Source organism: Pseudomonas sp. ITEM 17296, assembly GCF_028895205.1.
Lineage (GTDB): Bacteria > Pseudomonadota > Gammaproteobacteria > Pseudomonadales > Pseudomonadaceae > Aquipseudomonas > Aquipseudomonas kermanshahensis.
Window position 1 is genome coordinate 1 of the sequence record NZ_WJRS01000020.1, and the last position, 16,415, is coordinate 16,415.

Genomic DNA, 16,415 nt, shown 5'->3' on the forward strand with positions numbered 1-16,415 from the left:
TGCGCTGCGAAGAGGCCAGTAGCCCCAGCTTGCCCTCACGGCCTCTTCGCAGCACAAGGCTGCTCCTACAGGGGGGCGCGTCGCTGAGGGGGGATCTGTTGGCCGTCTCGCTTGCACTCCCACCCCAGGCTGCTAAACCTTAAAGGGTTGCATCCGCCATCATCGAAGGAATCGCTAGCATGGCAGTCGAGACTGATTTTTCGCAGGACGGGAAAAAGCTGACGATCAAGGTCAAGGGTCGTTTCGATTTCGGCAAACATCAGGAGTTTCGCGAAGCCTACGAGCGCCAGCCGGGTCGGCCGGACTCGGTGGTCGTCGACCTGAAAGACACCACCTACCTCGATAGCTCTGCGCTCGGCATGTTGTTGCTGCTGCGCGATCACGCGGGCGGCGACGATTCGGATGTGCGTGTGGTGCACGCCAGCTCCGATGTGCGCAAGATCCTCGCCATCTCCAATTTCGAAAAACTGTTCGATATCAGTTGAGCCGCGTGATGGCTGCCGAACAGGCGTTGACCGTGCTGGTCGCCGAAGACGGTGCCGCCGACCGCCTGTTGCTGGCGCAAATCGTCCGGCGCCAGGGCCATCAGGTGTTCACCGCAGAAAACGGCGAGCAGGCGGTGGCGCTGTTTGTCGAGCAGCGCCCGCAACTGGTGCTGCTCGATGCGCTGATGCCGGTGATGGATGGTTTCGAAGCGGCCCGGCAGATCAAGGCCCTGGCCGGCGAAACGCTGGTGCCGATCATCTTCCTCACCTCGCTGAACGAGGAGGATGCCCTGGTGCGCTGCCTGGAGGCCGGCGGCGATGACTTCATGGCCAAGCCCTACAGCGCGGTGATCCTCGCCGCCAAGATACGCGCCATGGGCCGCCTGCGCAGGCTGCAGGCCACCGTGCTGGCCCAGCGCGACGAGATCACCCGCCACCATCACCACCTGCTCAACGAGCAGCGGGTGGCCAAGGCGGTATTCGACAAGGTGGCCCATGCGGGCTGCTTGGCTGCACCCAATATTCGCTACCTGCAATCGCCCTATGCGCTGTTCAACGGTGACCTGCTGCTGGCCGCGTTCACGCCCTCGGGGGACATGCAGGTGCTGCTGGGGGATTTCACCGGCCACGGCCTGCCCGCCGCGGTCGGCGCCATGCCCCTGGCTGAAGTGTTCTACGGCATGACAGCCAAGGGGTATGGCCTGGCGCAAACCCTGCGCGAAATGAACGCCAAGCTCAAACGCATCCTGCCGGTGGACATGTTTTGCTGTGCAGTGATGCTCAACCTGAGCGTGCAGCGTGGTTCGGTGGAGGTGTGGAACGGCGGCATGCCGGACGGCTATCGCTTGTCTGCAGGCGGCGAGGTGCTGTCGACGCTGGCTTCGCGCCATTTGCCGCTGGGTATTCTTGCCCCTGAGCGCTTCGACGACAGCACGCAAGTGCTGCCGCTGGCGGCGGGTGAGCGCTTGCTGCTGTTGTCAGACGGCGTGCTGGACACGGCCGATGACCAGGAACGCTTGTTTGGCGTCGAGCGCTTGCAAGGGGTGCTGGCTGACAACCGAGACCCGGCCCACCTGTTCGATGAGGTGATGCAGGCCCTGGAACGTTTCGGCGGGCAGCCTCGGGACGACATCAGCCTGTGCGATATCCGCATGTTCGCGGCCGATGAGCGGGTGCCGGCACCGATGATCTACGCTGAACGCGGTCGCCCCAGCCCGCTGGATTGGTCGCTTGGGTTCGAGCTGCGCGGCGAAAGCCTGAAGCAGTCCAACCCAGTGCCGTACCTGGTGCAGCTGTTGCAGGAAATCCACCCGCTGCGCGCGCGCACCGGCAATCTGCACAGTGTGCTCAGTGAGCTGTTCTCCAATGCCTTGGAGCATGGGGTGTTGGGCCTGGATTCGCAGCTCAAGCGCGATGTGCAGGGCTTTGCCGATTATTACCGGGAGCGAGCCCAGCGCCTGGCGGCATTGGCTGACGGTTTTGTGCGCATTGACTTGAAGGTTGAACCCCTCGCCGATGGCGGGCGTCTGATGATCGAGGTGCGTGACAGCGGCGCAGGGTTCGATGTGCAGCGGGTGCTGTCGCAGCCGCCTTCGGAGCAGGGCCTGAGTGGCCGCGGCCTGCAGCTGGTAACGCGGCTGGGCAGTAATGCGCAATGGTGCGAAGGCGGCCGCTGCGCCCGGGTAGAGTTTGTATGGTGAGCCCGCCTGTGACCCTGGGGCTGGCTCGGGCATAATCTGGCTTGATCAAGGAGTGAACAAGTGACTGAGATTCATATCGACCACAAGGTGCTCAACGACCTGCGTGAGGTCATGGAGGATGGCTACCTGCATCTGGTGCAGACATTCCTGGATGACTCCGAGCGGCGCTTGAGCGAGTTGCACGCTGCCAAAAACGCCGATGAGCTGGGCTCAGCGGCCCATAGCTTCAAGGGCAGCAGCAGCAACATGGGGGCTGTCGCGCTGGCTGGCCTGTGCCAGCAACTGGAAGACCGTGTGCGCCAGCCACCGCTGTATGGCATCGAGGACCTGATCAACCGTATCGACCTGGAATATGTAGAGGTTCGGCGCTTCTACCGCGGTGAGGAGCACCGTATCTCAGCAGGCTGATGCGCGACTTGGCGCGAGTCTTGCTTTTCTTTGCCCGGATGACTTTTCAGTTTCTGGCGCGGAGACCGCTCAATGCCTGTCGCACCCAATCCTTTGTTGCAAGCAAACGCTGTTGGCAAGTCGTCGCGAGCGACCAGCTCGATGGTGGACAAGCCCTCGCAGGCGCTGGGTGACGCGGGCGGTGGCTTCGACCAGGTCATGGCCAAGCAGAAAGCGTTTGGGCAGGACGACAAGGTCGCCCAGGCCAAACCCAAGGACAAGCCAGAAGTGGCACACGGCGGCAAGAAAGATGCTGCCGACAAGCCATCGGTTGCCGATGACGGCAACAAATTGCCAGCCGACGATCAGGCCTCAGACCCCGCCGACACAGGGTTGCGCGACGCCAGCCTGGTGGCCGGCCAGGTCACCGATGCGCAGCCCGGCGCGCAACTGATTCAAGCCCAGGCTGAGGCCGTGGCGCCCGTGCTCCAGGCTGCCTCTGCACAGTCGCAAGCCAGCGCAGCGCTGACGGAGGAGCCTGCCGCCGAAGAGGCGTTCGATCCCGACGCCGACCCCTTGGCCAACCTGCCAACCTTGCGCCTGGCACTGGAACAGAGCGCCCAGGCCAAAGGCACCACCTCGGCACACGCCGTGGACCCTTCGCAAGCTCAAGGTGATGAAGGCCGAGGAGCCGTCAATACCTTGGCGAATCTGGTCGATACCGCTGAGGGCGAGGCGGGCGAGCCAGGCGACAAGGCCTTCGGTGCACTGCTTGAAGAGGGCCTGAAGGACACCAAGAGCGCCAGCAGCGACACGCGCGTCGACGATTTCGCCGATCGCCTGGCCAGCCTGACCCAGGCGGCCACGGCGAAAACCGCCAATGCCGTGCCGGCGAATGCCAGCCCCTTGCACCAACCCTTGCCGATGAACCAGAACGCCTGGACCGAAGGCCTGGTGAATCGGGTCATGTACCTGTCCAGCCAGAACCTCAAGTCGGCAGACATCCAGCTGGAGCCCGCCGAGTTGGGGCGGCTGGACATTCGCGTCAATGTAGCGGCGGATCAGTCGACCCAGGTGACCTTCATCAGTGGCCACGCCGGTGTGCGTGATGCCCTCGACAGCCAGGTGCACCGCTTGCGCGAGCTGTTTACCCAGCAGGGCCTGGCGCAGCCAGACGTCAACGTTGCTGACCAGTCACGCGGGCAACAGCATCAGCAGGCGCAGGAACAGGGCAGTAATCTGTCGGGCGTCGCGGCGCGGCAGCAAGCCGGGCAGGGCGGCTCCGAACAGGTCGATAGCAGCAGGCCGGTTGAGCAGCAGGTGGTGATTGGCGACAGTGCGGTTGATTATTACGCGTGAGTGCGGGGTGCCTGTCTTTAGGTTGTTGGCGCTTTTGAGATCGAGCGCCGCCCGCGCGGCGCTTCGCAGCACAAGGCTGCTCCTACATCTGTTTCGGGCCAATTATTCCTGTGGTGGGGGCGCGCGCCTCTATCACAGGCTTTACTGGCCCGAAATAAATGTAGGAGCAGCCTTGTGCTGCGAAGCGCCGCGCGGGCGGCGCTCGATCTCCCAGGCGCTGCCCCCCTAACGCCAAACCCACCCAAACCTCATTCCATCCCCCACCCAAAACCTGGCATAACACTTGCTCAAGCCACGTCATCCTCCTTTGAACCCCCGATGGACGACGGATTATTGGCATGGCGAAAACCGAAGCAGTAAAAGACCCCGCCACAAAAGGCAAACTCAAGCTGATCCTGCTGTTGGTGCTGGGCCTGGTGCTGGCGATCGGCCTTTCGGTGGGCGCTACCTGGTTCATCATGCACAAGAGCGAGTCCGCGCCGGCCACCGACCCGGCTGCCGCCAACGTCAAGCCTGTGGCCATCTACGAAGCCCTCACCCCGGCCTTCGTGGTCAACTTCAACCAGAACGGCCGCCAGCGCTACATGCAACTGAGCATCACCCTGCAAGCGCGCAACCAGGCTGACCTGGATGCCCTCAAGGTGCACATGCCGGTGATTCGCAACAACCTGGTGATGATGTTCTCCGGGCAGGGCTTCGACACCCTGGCCGGCAGCCCGGTAGGGCAAGAGATGCTGCGCCAGAAAGCCACCGCCGTGGTGCAGGAAGTCGCCCAGAAGGAAGTCGGCAAGCCGGTCATCGACCAATTGCTGTTCACCAATTTCGTATTGCAGTAGGAGTCCGCAATGGCCGTACAGGACCTGCTGTCCCAGGATGAAATCGATGCGCTGTTGCACGGTGTCGACGATGGTCTGGTGCAGACCGAGAGCGCTTCCGAACCAGGCAGTATCAAAAGCTACGACCTGACCAGCCAGGATCGTATCGTCCGCGGTCGTATGCCGACCCTGGAAATGATCAACGAACGCTTTGCCCGCTACACCCGCATCAGCATGTTCAACCTGCTGCGCCGCTCGGCGGACGTGGCGGTGGGCGGCGTGCAGGTGATGAAGTTCGGCGAGTACGTGCATTCGCTGTATGTGCCGACCAGCCTCAACCTGGTCAAGATCAAGCCACTGCGCGGCACCTCGCTGTTCATCCTCGACGCCAAGCTGGTGTTCAAGCTGGTGGACAACTTCTTTGGCGGTGACGGCCGTCACGCCAAGATCGAAGGCCGCGAGTTCACCCCGACCGAGTTGCGCGTGGTGCGCATGGTCCTCGACCAGTGCTTCGTCGACCTCAAGGAAGCCTGGCAAGCCATCATGCCGGTCAACTTCGAGTACATGAACTCCGAGGTCAACCCGGCCATGGCCAACATCGTCGGCCCCAGCGAGGCGGTGGTGGTGTCGACCTTCCACATCGAGCTGGACGGCGGTGGCGGCGACCTGCACGTGACCATGCCGTACTCGATGATCGAGCCGGTGCGCGAGATGCTCGATGCGGGCTTCCAGTCCGACCTGGACGACCAGGACGAGCGCTGGGTCAAGGCCCTGCGCGAAGACGTGCTGGACGTGGCCGTGCCACTGACCGCCACGGTTGCCCGCCGCCAGCTGAAGCTGCGCGACATCCTGCACATGCAGCCTGGCGATGTGATCCCGGTGGAGCTGCCCGAGCACCTGGTGCTGCGCGCCAACGGCGTGCCGTCGTTCAAAGCGCGGCTGGGTTCGCACAAGGGCAACCTGGCCCTGCAGATCATCGACCCGATCGAACGCCGCTGACGGCGTGCCGGTCGCTCACTACGAATTGAATGCCTGTCGAGGAAATCATGGCTAACGAAAACGAGATCACGTCCCCGGAAGACCAGGCCCTGGCCGACGAATGGGCGGCGGCGCTGGAAGAAACCGGTGATGCCGGCCAGGCCGATATCGACGCGCTGCTGGGCGGCGACACCGGCAACAGCGGCGCTGGCCGCTTGCCGATGGAAGAGTTCGCCAGCTCGCCGCGGCCGAACGAGAACGTCAGCCTCGAAGGCCCTAACCTGGACGTGATCCTGGACATTCCGGTGAACATTTCCATGGAAGTGGGCAGCACCGAGATCAACATCCGCAACCTGCTGCAGCTCAACCAGGGGTCGGTGATCGAGCTCGACCGCCTGGCCGGCGAGCCGCTCGACGTGCTGGTCAACGGCACGCTGATCGCCCATGGCGAAGTGGTGGTGGTCAACGAGAAGTTCGGCATCCGCCTGACCGACGTGATCAGCCCCAGCGAACGTATCAAGAAGCTGCGCTGAGTGAAGGGCACGATGCGCGCCGGCGCTGCTTTTGCCGGGCTGCTCGCCAGCCAGTGGGCCTGCGCGGCGGCCAACCCTGCGGCAACCACCGCTGCCGCGCCTGGCAGCCTGGGTGGGCAGTTGGCGCAGATGGTCTTTGGCCTGCTGTTGGTGGTGGGCCTGATCTTCTTCCTGGCCTGGATGTTGCGCCGCATGCAAGGCGCGGCGGTCAAAGGTGGCCAGGTGATCGAGATCGTCGGCAGCCGGGCCATTGGCCCGCGTGACCGCCTGTTGCTGGTGCAGGTCGGCAAGGAGCAGATCCTGATCGGCCACACCCCAGGCAGTATCGAGGCCCTGCATGTGCTGGCCGAACCCGTCGAAGTGCCCGCAGCTGCCCGTCAGGCAGCGCCGGAGTTTGCCCAGCGGCTGATGGAGCTGATGGGCAAGGACCAAAAGGACAAGAAGTGATGACCGGCGTGCTGCGCATGATGTTGACCCTGGCGCTACTGCTGGCCGCGCCATTGGCCCTGGCCGCCGACCCGCTGTCGATCCCGGCCATCACCCTGTCCAATGGGGCAGACGGGCAGCAGGAGTATTCGGTCAGCCTGCAGATCCTGCTGATCATGACGGCGCTGAGCTTCATCCCGGCGTTCGTCATCCTGATGACCAGCTTCACCCGCATCATCATTGTCTTCTCGATTTTGCGCCAGGCCCTGGGCCTGCAGCAGACGCCTTCGAATCAGATTCTGACCGGCATGGCGCTGTTTTTGACCATGTTCATCATGGCGCCGGTGTTCGACCGGGTGAACCAGGATGCGCTGCAGCCCTACCTGAAAGAGCAGATGACTGCCCAACAGGCCATCGACAAGGCCCAGGGGCCGCTCAAGGACTTCATGCTGGCGCAGACCCGGCAGAGCGACCTGGACTTGTTCATGCGCCTGTCCAAGCGCACTGACATCGAAGGCCCTGACCAGGTGCCACTGACCATCCTGGTGCCGGCCTTCGTCACGTCCGAGCTGAAGACCGCGTTCCAGATCGGCTTCATGATCTTCATCCCGTTCCTGATCATCGACATGGTGGTCGCCAGCGTGCTGATGGCCATGGGTATGATGATGCTGTCGCCGCTGATCATTTCGCTGCCGTTCAAGATCATGCTGTTCGTCCTGGTCGATGGCTGGGCGCTGATCATGGGCACATTGGCCAGTAGTTTCGGCGGCGTCTGACGCCGTCAAGGAGAGCCACGCATGACCCCTGAAGTTGCTGTCGACCTGTTCCGCGATGCACTTTGGCTGACCACGCTGATGGTCGGCATCCTGGTGGTGCCGAGCCTGCTGGTGGGCCTGATGGTGGCGATGTTCCAGGCCGCCACGCAGATCAACGAACAGACCCTGAGCTTCCTGCCGCGTCTGCTGGTGATGCTGGTCACGCTGATCGTCGCGGGGCCTTGGCTGGTGCAGAAGTTCATGGAATACATCACCACGCTCTACGCCAGCATCCCGCAGCTGATCGGTTGACACGGCCATGCTGGAGCTGACCAACGCACAGATCGGCACCTGGGTCGCCACCTTCATCCTGCCGTTGTTCCGGGTGACGGCAGTGCTGATGACGATGCCGATCTTCGGCACGCGCATGCTGCCGGCGCGGGTGCGCCTGTACGTGGCGGTGGCCATCACCGTGGTGATCGTCCCGGCGCTGCCGCCGTTGCCCGAGTTCGAGCCGTTGAGCTTGCAGGGCCTGCTGCTGTGTGGCGAGCAGATCATCGTTGGGGCGTTGTTCGGGTTCTCGTTGCAGCTGCTGTTCCAGGCCTTCGTCATCGCTGGCCAGATTGTCGCGGTGCAGATGGGCATGGCCTTCGCCTCGATGGTCGACCCGGCCAACGGCGTCAACGTCACGGTGATCAGCCAGTTCATGACCATGCTGGTCAGTGTGCTGTTCCTGCTGATGAACGGGCACCTGGTGGTCTTCGAAGTGCTGACCGAAAGCTTCACCACCTTGCCGGTGGGCAATGCGCTGATGGTCAGCCAGTTCTGGGAAATGGCCGGGCGCCTGGGTTGGGTGTTCGGTGCCGGGCTGTTGCTGATCTTGCCGGTGATTGCCGCGTTGCTGGTGGTGAACATCGCCTTTGGCGTGATGACGCGGGCGGCGCCACAGCTGAACATCTTCTCCATTGGCTTCCCGCTGACGCTGGTCATGGGCATGGGGATTTTCTGGGTCGGCCTGGCCGATATGCTTTCCCACTACCAGGCATTGGCCAGCGACGCGCTGCAATGGCTGCGTGATCTGGCAAGGGCGCGCTGAGCATGGCTGAAAGCGAGAGTGGTCAGGACAAGACAGAAGACCCCACCGACAAGCGCAAGCGCGATTCGCGTGAGAAAGGTGAGATTGCCCGCTCCAAGGAGCTGAACACGGTGGCGGTGACCCTGGCAGGCGCCGGCGGCCTGCTGATGTTCGGCGGCCACTTGGCCGAGACGCTGCTGAGCGTGATGCGCATGAACTTCAGCCTGACCCGCGACATGATCGTCGATGAGCGCGCCATGGGCGCGTTTTTGCTGGCCTCGGGCAAGATGGCGATCTGGGCGGTGCAGCCCGTACTGATTCTGCTGTTCGTGATCTCGTTCGTTGCCCCGATCGCGTTGGGTGGCTTCCTGTTTTCCGGCAGCCTGCTGCAGCCCAAATTCAGCCGCATGAACCCGCTGTCGGGGATCAAGCGCATGTTCTCGATGCATGCCCTGACCGAGTTGCTGAAGGCCCTGGCCAAGTTTTTCGCGATCCTGATCGTGGCGGTGGTGGTGCTGGTCAGCGACCGCCAGGCGTTGCTGTCGATTGCCAATGAGCCGTTGGAGCAGGCGATCATTCACAGTGTCCAGGTGGTGGGGTGGAGTGCGCTGTGGATGTCGGCGGGGCTGCTGCTGATCGCGGCGGCGGACGTGCCGTTCCAGCTGTGGCAGACGCACAAGAAAATGAAGATGACCAAGCAGGAAGTGCGTGACGAGTACAAGGACTCGGAGGGCAAGCCTGAGGTCAAGCAGCGTATTCGCCAGTTGCAGCGCGAGGTGTCGCAGCGGCGCATGATGGCGGCGGTGCCGCAGGCGGACGTGATCATCACCAACCCCACGCACTATGCCGTGGCCCTGCAGTACGACCCGGAGAAGGGCGGGGCAGCGCCCTTGCTGCTGGCCAAGGGTACCGATTTCATGGCGTTGAAGATTCGCGAGATTGGTGTCGAGCACAAGATCCAGATCCTTGAATCGCCGGCCCTGGCGCGGGCGATCTATTACTCCACCGAGCTTGAGCACGAGATCCCGGCGGGGTTGTACCTGGCGGTGGCGCAGGTGTTGGCGTATGTGTTCCAGATTCGTCAGTACCGGTCGGGCAAGGGCAAGCGGCCGGAGCCGTTGAAGGATGATTTGCCGATTCCGCCGGATTTGCGGCGTGATGGCTGATAGGTGCTTGGCGATGGTCGTTCAGCGCCTGTGAGATCGAGCGCCGCCCGCGCGGCGCTTCGCAGCACAAGGCTGCTCCTACATCTGTTTCGGGCCAGTGAGGCCTGTGATATTTGCGCGCGATCGCCTCAGGAATAATTGGCCCGAGAAAAATGTAGGAGCAGCCTTGTGCTGCGAAGCGCCGCGCGGGCGGCGCTCGATCTCAAACCCACCAAAAACCCCAAGGCAAACACCCAAATAGCAAAGTTGGAAGGCTTCTTGCAGAGCCACGCCCAGGCGCCCCCTGGGCGTCAAAGTTTTGCATCAAGAGGACTCGCGGTGGATCGCACTCAGTTAATCAACAACGCACGCCACAACCTGGCCGGTCTCGGCCGGGGCAACCTGGGTGTGCCGCTGTTGCTGCTGGTGATGTTGGCAATGATGATGTTGCCGATACCGCCGTTCCTGCTCGACGTGTTCTTCACCTTCAACATCGCGCTGTCGATCGTGGTGCTGCTGGTTTGCGTCTACGCCCTGCGCCCACTCGACTTCGCCGCGTTCCCCACCATCCTGCTGGTGGCGACGCTGCTGCGCCTGGCCCTGAACGTCGCCTCCACCCGTGTGGTCATGCTCCACGGCCAGGAGGGGCATGGCGCTGCGGGCAAGGTGATCCAGGCCTTCGGTGAAGTGGTCATCGGCGGCAACTACGTGGTCGGTGCGGTGGTGTTCGCCATCCTCATGATCATCAACTTCGTGGTGGTGACCAAGGGTGCTGGGCGTATTTCCGAGGTAAGCGCGCGCTTCACCCTCGATGCCATGCCCGGCAAACAGATGGCCATCGACGCCGACCTCAACGCCGGCCTGATCGACCAGGCCCAGGCCAAGGCCCGCCGCTCCGAGGTCGCGCAGGAGGCCGAGTTCTATGGCTCGATGGACGGTGCCAGCAAGTTCGTGCGCGGCGACGCCATCGCCGGCCTGCTGATCCTGTTCATCAACCTCATCGGCGGCATGCTCATCGGCATGCTCCAGCACGGCATGCCGTTCAGCGAAGCCGGCAAGGTGTATGCCTTGTTGACCATCGGTGACGGTTTGGTGGCGCAATTGCCATCACTGCTGCTGTCCACCGCTGCGGCCATCATGGTCACCCGGGCTTCGGGCTCGGAAGACATGGGCAAGCTGATCAACCGGCAGATGTTCGACTCACCCAAGGCCCTGGCGGTCTCCGGTGCGCTGATGATCATCATGGGCCTGGTGCCGGGCATGCCGCATGTGGCCTTCCTCAGCCTTGGCCTGATGGCCGGTGGCGGCGCTTATCTGGTGTGGAAGAAACAGCAGCAGGTGAAGGTCAAGGCCCAGGAAGAGGCGCAGCGCCAGCAGGACCTGCTGCCCTCGCCACAGCGTGCGCTGGAAACCAAGGAGCTGGGCTGGGACGACGTTACCCCGATCGACATGATCGGCCTTGAGGTCGGTTACCGCTTGATCCCGCTGGTCGACCGCAACCAGGGCGGCCAGTTGCTGGCGCGGATCAAGGGCGTGCGCAAGAAGCTGTCCCAAGACCTGGGTTTCCTCATGCCCACCGTGCACATTCGCGACAACCTCGACCTGCAGCCCAGCGCCTACCGCCTCACGTTGATGGGGGTGATCCTGGCTGAAGCGGAGATTTACCCGGACCGCGAACTGGCGATCAACCCGGGCCAGGTATTTGGCACCCTCAACGGAATTGCCGCACGCGACCCGGCCTTTGGCCTGGAGGCGGTGTGGATCGACGTTGGCCAGCGCTCCCAGGCGCAGTCGCTGGGCTATACCGTGGTCGATGCCAGTACGGTAGTGGCCACGCACCTCAACCAGATCCTGCAAAAGCACTGTCACGAGCTGATCGGCCATGAGGAAGTGCAGCAATTGCTGCAAGTGTTGTCCAAGGCTTCGCCTAAACTGGCAGAAGAATTGGTGCCGGGCGTCATTTCCTTGTCGGGGCTGCTGAAGGTCCTGCAGGCATTGCTGTCCGAGCAAGTGCCGGTGCGCGATATCCGCAGCATCGCCGAGGCCATCGCCAACAACGCGGGCAAGAGTCAAGATACCGCCGCGCTGGTGGCCGTGGTGCGCGTCGGATTGTGTCGCGCCATCGTGCAAAGCATTGTCGGCGTTGAGTCTGAGCTGCCGGTGATCACCCTTGAACCGAGGTTGGAACAGATTTTGCTCAATAGTCTGCAAAGGGCCGGGCAGGGTCAGGAAGACGGTGTTCTTCTGGAACCGAGCATGGCCGAAAAGCTGCAGCGTTCGCTGATTGACGCGGCCCAGCGCCAAGAGATGCAAGGCCAGCCGGCCATTCTCCTGGTCGCCGGCCCGATCCGCGCCATGCTGTCGCGCTTCGGTCGCCTGGCTGTACCGAATTTGCATGTTCTGGCGTATCAGGAAATACCTGACAACAAGCAAGTCACCATCGTTGCCACCGTGGGCCCTAACGGCTGAGGTAGTGGATAATGCAAGTTAAGCGATTTTTCGCCGCCGATATGCGTCAGGCCATGAAGCTGGTCCGGGATGAGCTTGGCTCCGATGCCGCCATCATCGGTAACCGCCGCATCGCCGGTGGTGTCGAATTGACGGCCGCGCTGGACTACAAATTGTCCGCCCTGGCCCCGCGCGTACCAAACGCCGAGCTTGAAGAAGAGCTGCGCAAGACCCACACGCGCATTGCCACGGCCCAGGCCGAGCTGGACCAGCGCAGCGACACCAGCGACAACAACCGCCAATTGTTCGCCGGCCAGTCGCTGACGGCCTCCGAGCCGCTGGTCGAGCCCCACGTGGACGCCCCGGCACCTGCCGCTGCGCCAGCCCCGGCGCCGGTCGACCCGCGCCTGTTCGATGCCATGCGCTCGGAGCTGTCGGGCCTGCGCGAGCTGCTGGAAGTGCAGCTCGGCTCGCTGGCCTGGAGCCAGCTGCAAGGCAGCAAGCCGCAGCAGGCCAACCTCTGGCGCCGCCTGCAACGCATCGGCCTGTCCGGCCCGATTGCCCGTGAACTGCTCGACCTCACGACTGAGATCGAAGAGCCACGCCAGGCCTGGCGCATGCTGCTGGCGCACCTGGCGCGGATGATCGAAATCCCCGAGGTGGAGCCGATTGAAGAGGGCGGTGTGATCGCCATGGTCGGCCCGGCCGGCATGGGCAAGACCACCACCCTGGCCAAGCTGGCTGCGCGCTACGTGCTCAAGTACGGCGCCCCGCAGTTGGCGCTGGTGAGCATGGACAGCTTCCGCATCGGTGCACAGGAGCAGCTCAAGACCCTGGGGCGCATCCTCAATGTGCCGGTGACCTACGTCGACCCGGGCCAGTCCCTGGCCCAGGCGCTGGAACCGCTGCTGCGTAAACGCGTGGTGCTGATCGATACCGCTGGCCTGCAGGCCAGCGACCCGGCCCTGCGCATGCAGCTGGAAACCCTGGCCAGCCGCGGCATCGCCGCGAAGAATTACCTGGTGCTGGCAACCACTAGCCAGAAGCAGGTGCTGACCGCCGCCTACCACAGCTACAAGCGCTGTGGCCTGGCCGGCTGTATCCTGACCAAACTCGACGAAACGGCAAGCCTCGGCGACGTGCTGAGCCTTGCCATCAGTCATGAATTGCCGGTGGCCTACCTGACCGATGGGCCGCGCATTCCCGATGATTTGCACTTGCCCCGGGCGCACCAGCTGGTCACCCGTGCGGTCAATGTGCAGCAGCAGGACGAGCCCAGCGAAGAGGCCATGGCCGATATGTTCGCTGATCTCTATCACAACCCACGGCGAGCGGGTTGATGATGAAGTGTGTGCAACGTAGCTATGCCAAGGGGCACGCAGAATTGCCTCACGTGTGGCCTGAGTCCCAGCGAGACAAGGTAAAGAACAGACATGGGTAGCATGCATCCCGTACAGGTGATCGCCGTGACCGGTGGCAAAGGTGGCGTCGGCAAGACTAACGTTTCAGTGAACCTGTCTCTGGCGCTGGCCGAGCTTGGCCGCAGGGTCATGTTGCTGGACGCCGACCTGGGCCTGGCCAATGTCGACGTATTGCTAGGCCTGACCCCCAAGCGCACCCTGGCCGACGTTATTGAAGGGCGCTGTGAGCTGCGCGATGTGATGCTGCAAGGCCCCGGCGGTGTGCGCATCGTACCGGCGGCCTCCGGCACTCAGAGCATGGTGCACCTGGCGCCGGCCCAGCACGCTGGCCTGATCCAGGCGTTCAGCGACGTCGGCGACAACCTCGACGTGCTGGTGATCGACACCGCTGCGGGTATCGGTGACTCGGTGGTCAGCTTCGTTCGCGCGGCCCAGGAAGTGCTGCTGGTGGTGTGCGACGAACCCACCTCGATCACCGACGCCTACGCACTGATCAAACTGCTCAACCGTGACTACGGCATGAATCGCTTCCGGGTGCTGGCCAACATGGCGCAGAGCCCGCAAGAAGGGCGCAACCTGTTCGCCAAGTTGACCAAGGTCACCGATCGCTTCCTTGACGTTGCCCTGCAGTACGTGGGCGCCGTGCCGTACGACGAGTGCGTGCGCAAGGCGGTGCAGAAGCAGCGCGCGGTGTACGAAGCGTTCCCGCGTTCCAAGTGTGCGTTGGCCTTCAAGGCCATTGCGCAGAAGGTCGACAGCTGGCCGTTGCCGGCCAACCCGCGCGGGCATCTGGAATTCTTCGTCGAGCGTCTGGTGCAGCCCACCAGCGCAGGACCGGTACTATGAATGCGAGCGGCTTCAAGATGTACAGCAGGGCGTCGAAAGACGCCCAGTACGAGCTGATCGAACGCTACGCCCCGCTGGTCAAGCGCATCGCCTATCACCTGTTGGCGCGGCTGCCGGCCAACGTCCAGGTCGAAGACCTGATCCAGGCCGGCATGATCGGCCTGCTGGAAGTGGCCAACAAGTATGACGCCAGCAAGGGCGCCAGCTTCGAGACCTACGCCGGCATCCGCATCCGCGGCGCCATGCTCGACGAGGTGCGCAAGGGCGATTGGGCACCGCGGTCGGTGCACCGCAATACCCGCATGGTCAGTGATGCAATGCGCGCCGTTGAAGCAAGAACCGGTCGCGACGCTAAAGATCACGAGGTTGCTGCCGAACTCCAATTGAGTCTCGATGATTACTACGGGATTTTGAACGATACCCTGGGCAGCCGGCTGTTCAGCTTCGACGACCTGTTGCAGGACGGCGAGCATGAAGGCCTGCACGAAGACGGCGCCAGTGGCCAGGTCGAACCGGCGCGGGGCCTTGAAGACGAGCGCTTCCAGGCTGCCCTGACCGATGCGATCGCCAACCTGCCAGAGCGCGAGCGGCTGGTGCTGGCGCTGTACTACGACGAAGAGCTGAACCTCAAGGAAATCGGTGAGGTGCTGGGCGTCAGCGAGTCGCGGGTAAGCCAGTTGCACAGCCAGTGCGCCGCACGTTTGCGCAGCCGTCTGGGTGAGTGGCGGGCGCGCTGAGCGCCAGCCGTTGCACTGAAGACGCTGCAGCCGTTTCACGTTGTGCCGAATTGAATGAATGCGTGCTCGGGGGCCGAGCGCGTTTGAGACTGCTTGGAGGTCTAATTGGACAAGAACATGAAAATCCTCATCGTTGACGACTTTTCGACGATGCGGCGGATCATCAAGAACCTGCTGCGTGATCTGGGCTTCACCAACACCGACGAAGCTGACGACGGCACCACTGCGTTGCCGATGCTGGAAAACGGCCACTACGACTTCCTGGTGACCGACTGGAACATGCCGGGCATGTCCGGTATCGACCTGCTGCGCAAAGTCCGCGCCAGCGAAAAGCTTAAAACCATGCCGGTACTGATGGTGACGGCCGAAGCCAAGCGCGACCAGATCATCGAAGCGGCCCAGGCCGGCGTCAATGGTTACGTGGTCAAGCCGTTCACCGCTCAGGTGCTCAAAGAAAAGATCGAGAAGATCTTCGAACGCGTCAACGGCTGAGTCACGTCAGGGGGCGCGCCATGGATTCATCACAAACGTCTTTGGGGGAGTTCGAATCGACCCTGAAGAAGCATGCCCAGGAGCTGGTCGAGAGCCTGGAACGCGGGCGCTTCGGCGAGGCGGTGCAGCTGATTCATCAGCTGAACCAGACCCGCGACCGCGGCCTGTATCAGGAAGTCGGCAAGCTGACCCGTGAGCTGCACAGTGCGATCGTCAGTTTCCAGATCGACCCGCACATGCCACAGGCCGAGGAGGTCTCGCAGATCACCGACGCCACCGAGCGCCTGTCCTATGTGGTCAAGCTGACCGAGGGTGCCGCTAACCGCACCATGGACCTGGTCGAGGAGAGCACGCCGGTGCTCAACGACCTGGCGGGTGAGGCCAAGGCCCTGAGCGTGGACTGGCAGCGCTTCATGCGCCGCGAAGTGGCCGCGCCGGAATTCCGTGACCTGGTCAAACGCGTCGACAGTTTCCTGACGCACAGCGCTGAAGGTAACCGCAAGGTCTCAGGCCACCTCAACGACATTCTGCTGGCTCAGGACTATCAAGACCTGACCGGGCAGGTGATCAAGCGGGTCACCGCGCTGGTCACCGAGGTGGAAAGCAACCTGCTCAAGCTCGTGCTGATGGCCAGTCAAGTCGACCGTTTTGCCGGTATCGAACATGACCACCAGCAGCTGCGTGCTGAAAAAGATCAAGAAAAACATCCGACTCGGGGTGAAGGTCCGCAGATTCATGCCGATAAGCGTGAAGACGTCGTGTCCGGTCAGGACGATGTCGATGATCTGCTGTCCAGTCTGGGTTTTTAAGGAG

The 16,415-nt window shown here is 62.9% G+C and carries 18 protein-coding genes; all 18 read left to right on the forward strand.

All coding sequences use genetic code 11. The features are described from left to right. Positions 1-179: 179 nt before the first annotated feature. The 18 genes from GIB19_RS19960 to GIB19_RS20045 all read left to right on the forward strand — a co-directional run bounded on the left by GIB19_RS19960 (position 180) and on the right by GIB19_RS20045 (position 16,411). Positions 180-485, forward strand: a complete 306-nt coding sequence (locus GIB19_RS19960; RefSeq protein WP_099428642.1) for an STAS domain-containing protein — start codon at positions 180-182, stop codon at positions 483-485. Positions 486-493: 8 nt separating this feature from the next. Continuing rightward, a complete protein-coding gene (locus GIB19_RS19965; RefSeq protein ID WP_274887779.1) occupies positions 494-2,185 on the forward strand; it encodes a fused response regulator/phosphatase in 1,692 nt (563 codons plus the stop codon). A 60-nt stretch (positions 2,186-2,245) separates the two neighbouring features. Beyond that, positions 2,246-2,593, forward strand: a complete 348-nt coding sequence (locus GIB19_RS19970) for an Hpt domain-containing protein (protein WP_027593025.1) — start codon at positions 2,246-2,248, stop codon at positions 2,591-2,593. A gap of 72 nt (positions 2,594-2,665) precedes the next feature. Then, positions 2,666-3,931, forward strand: a complete 1,266-nt coding sequence (locus GIB19_RS19975) for a flagellar hook-length control protein FliK (RefSeq protein WP_099428644.1) — start codon at positions 2,666-2,668, stop codon at positions 3,929-3,931. Between the two features lie 338 nt (positions 3,932-4,269). Continuing rightward, complete coding sequence (gene fliL / locus GIB19_RS19980; RefSeq protein ID WP_085272506.1) at positions 4,270-4,767, forward strand: flagellar basal body-associated protein FliL; 498 nt, start codon at positions 4,270-4,272, stop codon at positions 4,765-4,767. A 9-nt stretch (positions 4,768-4,776) separates the two neighbouring features. Beyond that, positions 4,777-5,745: a flagellar motor switch protein FliM gene (gene fliM, locus GIB19_RS19985; RefSeq protein ID WP_027593022.1), complete on the forward strand. Its 969-nt coding sequence runs from the start codon at positions 4,777-4,779 to the stop codon at positions 5,743-5,745. Positions 5,746-5,792: 47 nt separating this feature from the next. Beyond that, positions 5,793-6,257 carry a flagellar motor switch protein FliN gene (gene fliN, locus GIB19_RS19990; RefSeq protein ID WP_027593021.1) on the forward strand — a complete coding sequence of 155 codons (465 nt, stop codon included), beginning with the start codon at positions 5,793-5,795 and terminating at the stop codon, positions 6,255-6,257. Positions 6,258-6,269: 12 nt separating this feature from the next. Further along, on the forward strand, positions 6,270-6,704 hold the full coding sequence (gene fliO / locus GIB19_RS19995) for a flagellar biosynthetic protein FliO (protein ID WP_033693999.1): 435 nt from the start codon (positions 6,270-6,272) through the stop codon (positions 6,702-6,704). Beyond that, positions 6,704-7,459: a flagellar type III secretion system pore protein FliP gene (gene fliP / locus GIB19_RS20000; protein WP_027593019.1), complete on the forward strand. Its 756-nt coding sequence runs from the start codon at positions 6,704-6,706 to the stop codon at positions 7,457-7,459. The genes fliO and fliP overlap by 1 nt, the downstream gene beginning before the upstream one ends. 21 nt (positions 7,460-7,480) lie before the next feature. Continuing rightward, complete coding sequence (gene fliQ, locus GIB19_RS20005; RefSeq protein ID WP_274887783.1) at positions 7,481-7,750, forward strand: flagellar biosynthesis protein FliQ; 270 nt, start codon at positions 7,481-7,483, stop codon at positions 7,748-7,750. A gap of 7 nt (positions 7,751-7,757) precedes the next feature. Then, positions 7,758-8,534: a flagellar biosynthetic protein FliR gene (fliR, locus tag GIB19_RS20010; RefSeq protein WP_027593017.1), complete on the forward strand. Its 777-nt coding sequence runs from the start codon at positions 7,758-7,760 to the stop codon at positions 8,532-8,534. Between the two features lie 2 nt (positions 8,535-8,536). Beyond that, entirely contained in the window at positions 8,537-9,679 is a 1,143-nt protein-coding gene (flhB, locus tag GIB19_RS20015; protein ID WP_099428646.1) for a flagellar biosynthesis protein FlhB, read from the forward strand. 318 nt (positions 9,680-9,997) lie between these two features. After that, complete coding sequence (flhA, locus tag GIB19_RS20020; RefSeq protein WP_027593015.1) at positions 9,998-12,127, forward strand: flagellar biosynthesis protein FlhA; 2,130 nt, start codon at positions 9,998-10,000, stop codon at positions 12,125-12,127. 11 nt (positions 12,128-12,138) lie between these two features. Further along, positions 12,139-13,446 carry a flagellar biosynthesis protein FlhF gene (flhF, locus tag GIB19_RS20025; protein ID WP_027593014.1) on the forward strand — a complete coding sequence of 436 codons (1,308 nt, stop codon included), beginning with the start codon at positions 12,139-12,141 and terminating at the stop codon, positions 13,444-13,446. A gap of 93 nt (positions 13,447-13,539) precedes the next feature. Then, a complete protein-coding gene (fleN, locus tag GIB19_RS20030) occupies positions 13,540-14,373 on the forward strand; it encodes a flagellar synthesis regulator FleN (protein WP_027593013.1) in 834 nt (277 codons plus the stop codon). Beyond that, positions 14,370-15,110, forward strand: a complete 741-nt coding sequence (fliA, locus tag GIB19_RS20035; RefSeq protein WP_027593012.1) for an RNA polymerase sigma factor FliA — start codon at positions 14,370-14,372, stop codon at positions 15,108-15,110. The genes fleN and fliA overlap by 4 nt, the downstream gene beginning before the upstream one ends. A gap of 117 nt (positions 15,111-15,227) precedes the next feature. Beyond that, positions 15,228-15,602 carry a chemotaxis response regulator CheY gene (locus GIB19_RS20040; protein WP_077068541.1) on the forward strand — a complete coding sequence of 125 codons (375 nt, stop codon included), beginning with the start codon at positions 15,228-15,230 and terminating at the stop codon, positions 15,600-15,602. A 20-nt stretch (positions 15,603-15,622) separates the two neighbouring features. Beyond that, the gene (locus GIB19_RS20045) at positions 15,623-16,411 is read left to right on the forward strand and encodes a protein phosphatase CheZ (RefSeq protein ID WP_027593010.1); all 789 of its coding nucleotides are present in this window, start codon (positions 15,623-15,625) and stop codon (positions 16,409-16,411) included. The last annotated feature ends 4 nt before the right edge of the window (positions 16,412-16,415 follow it).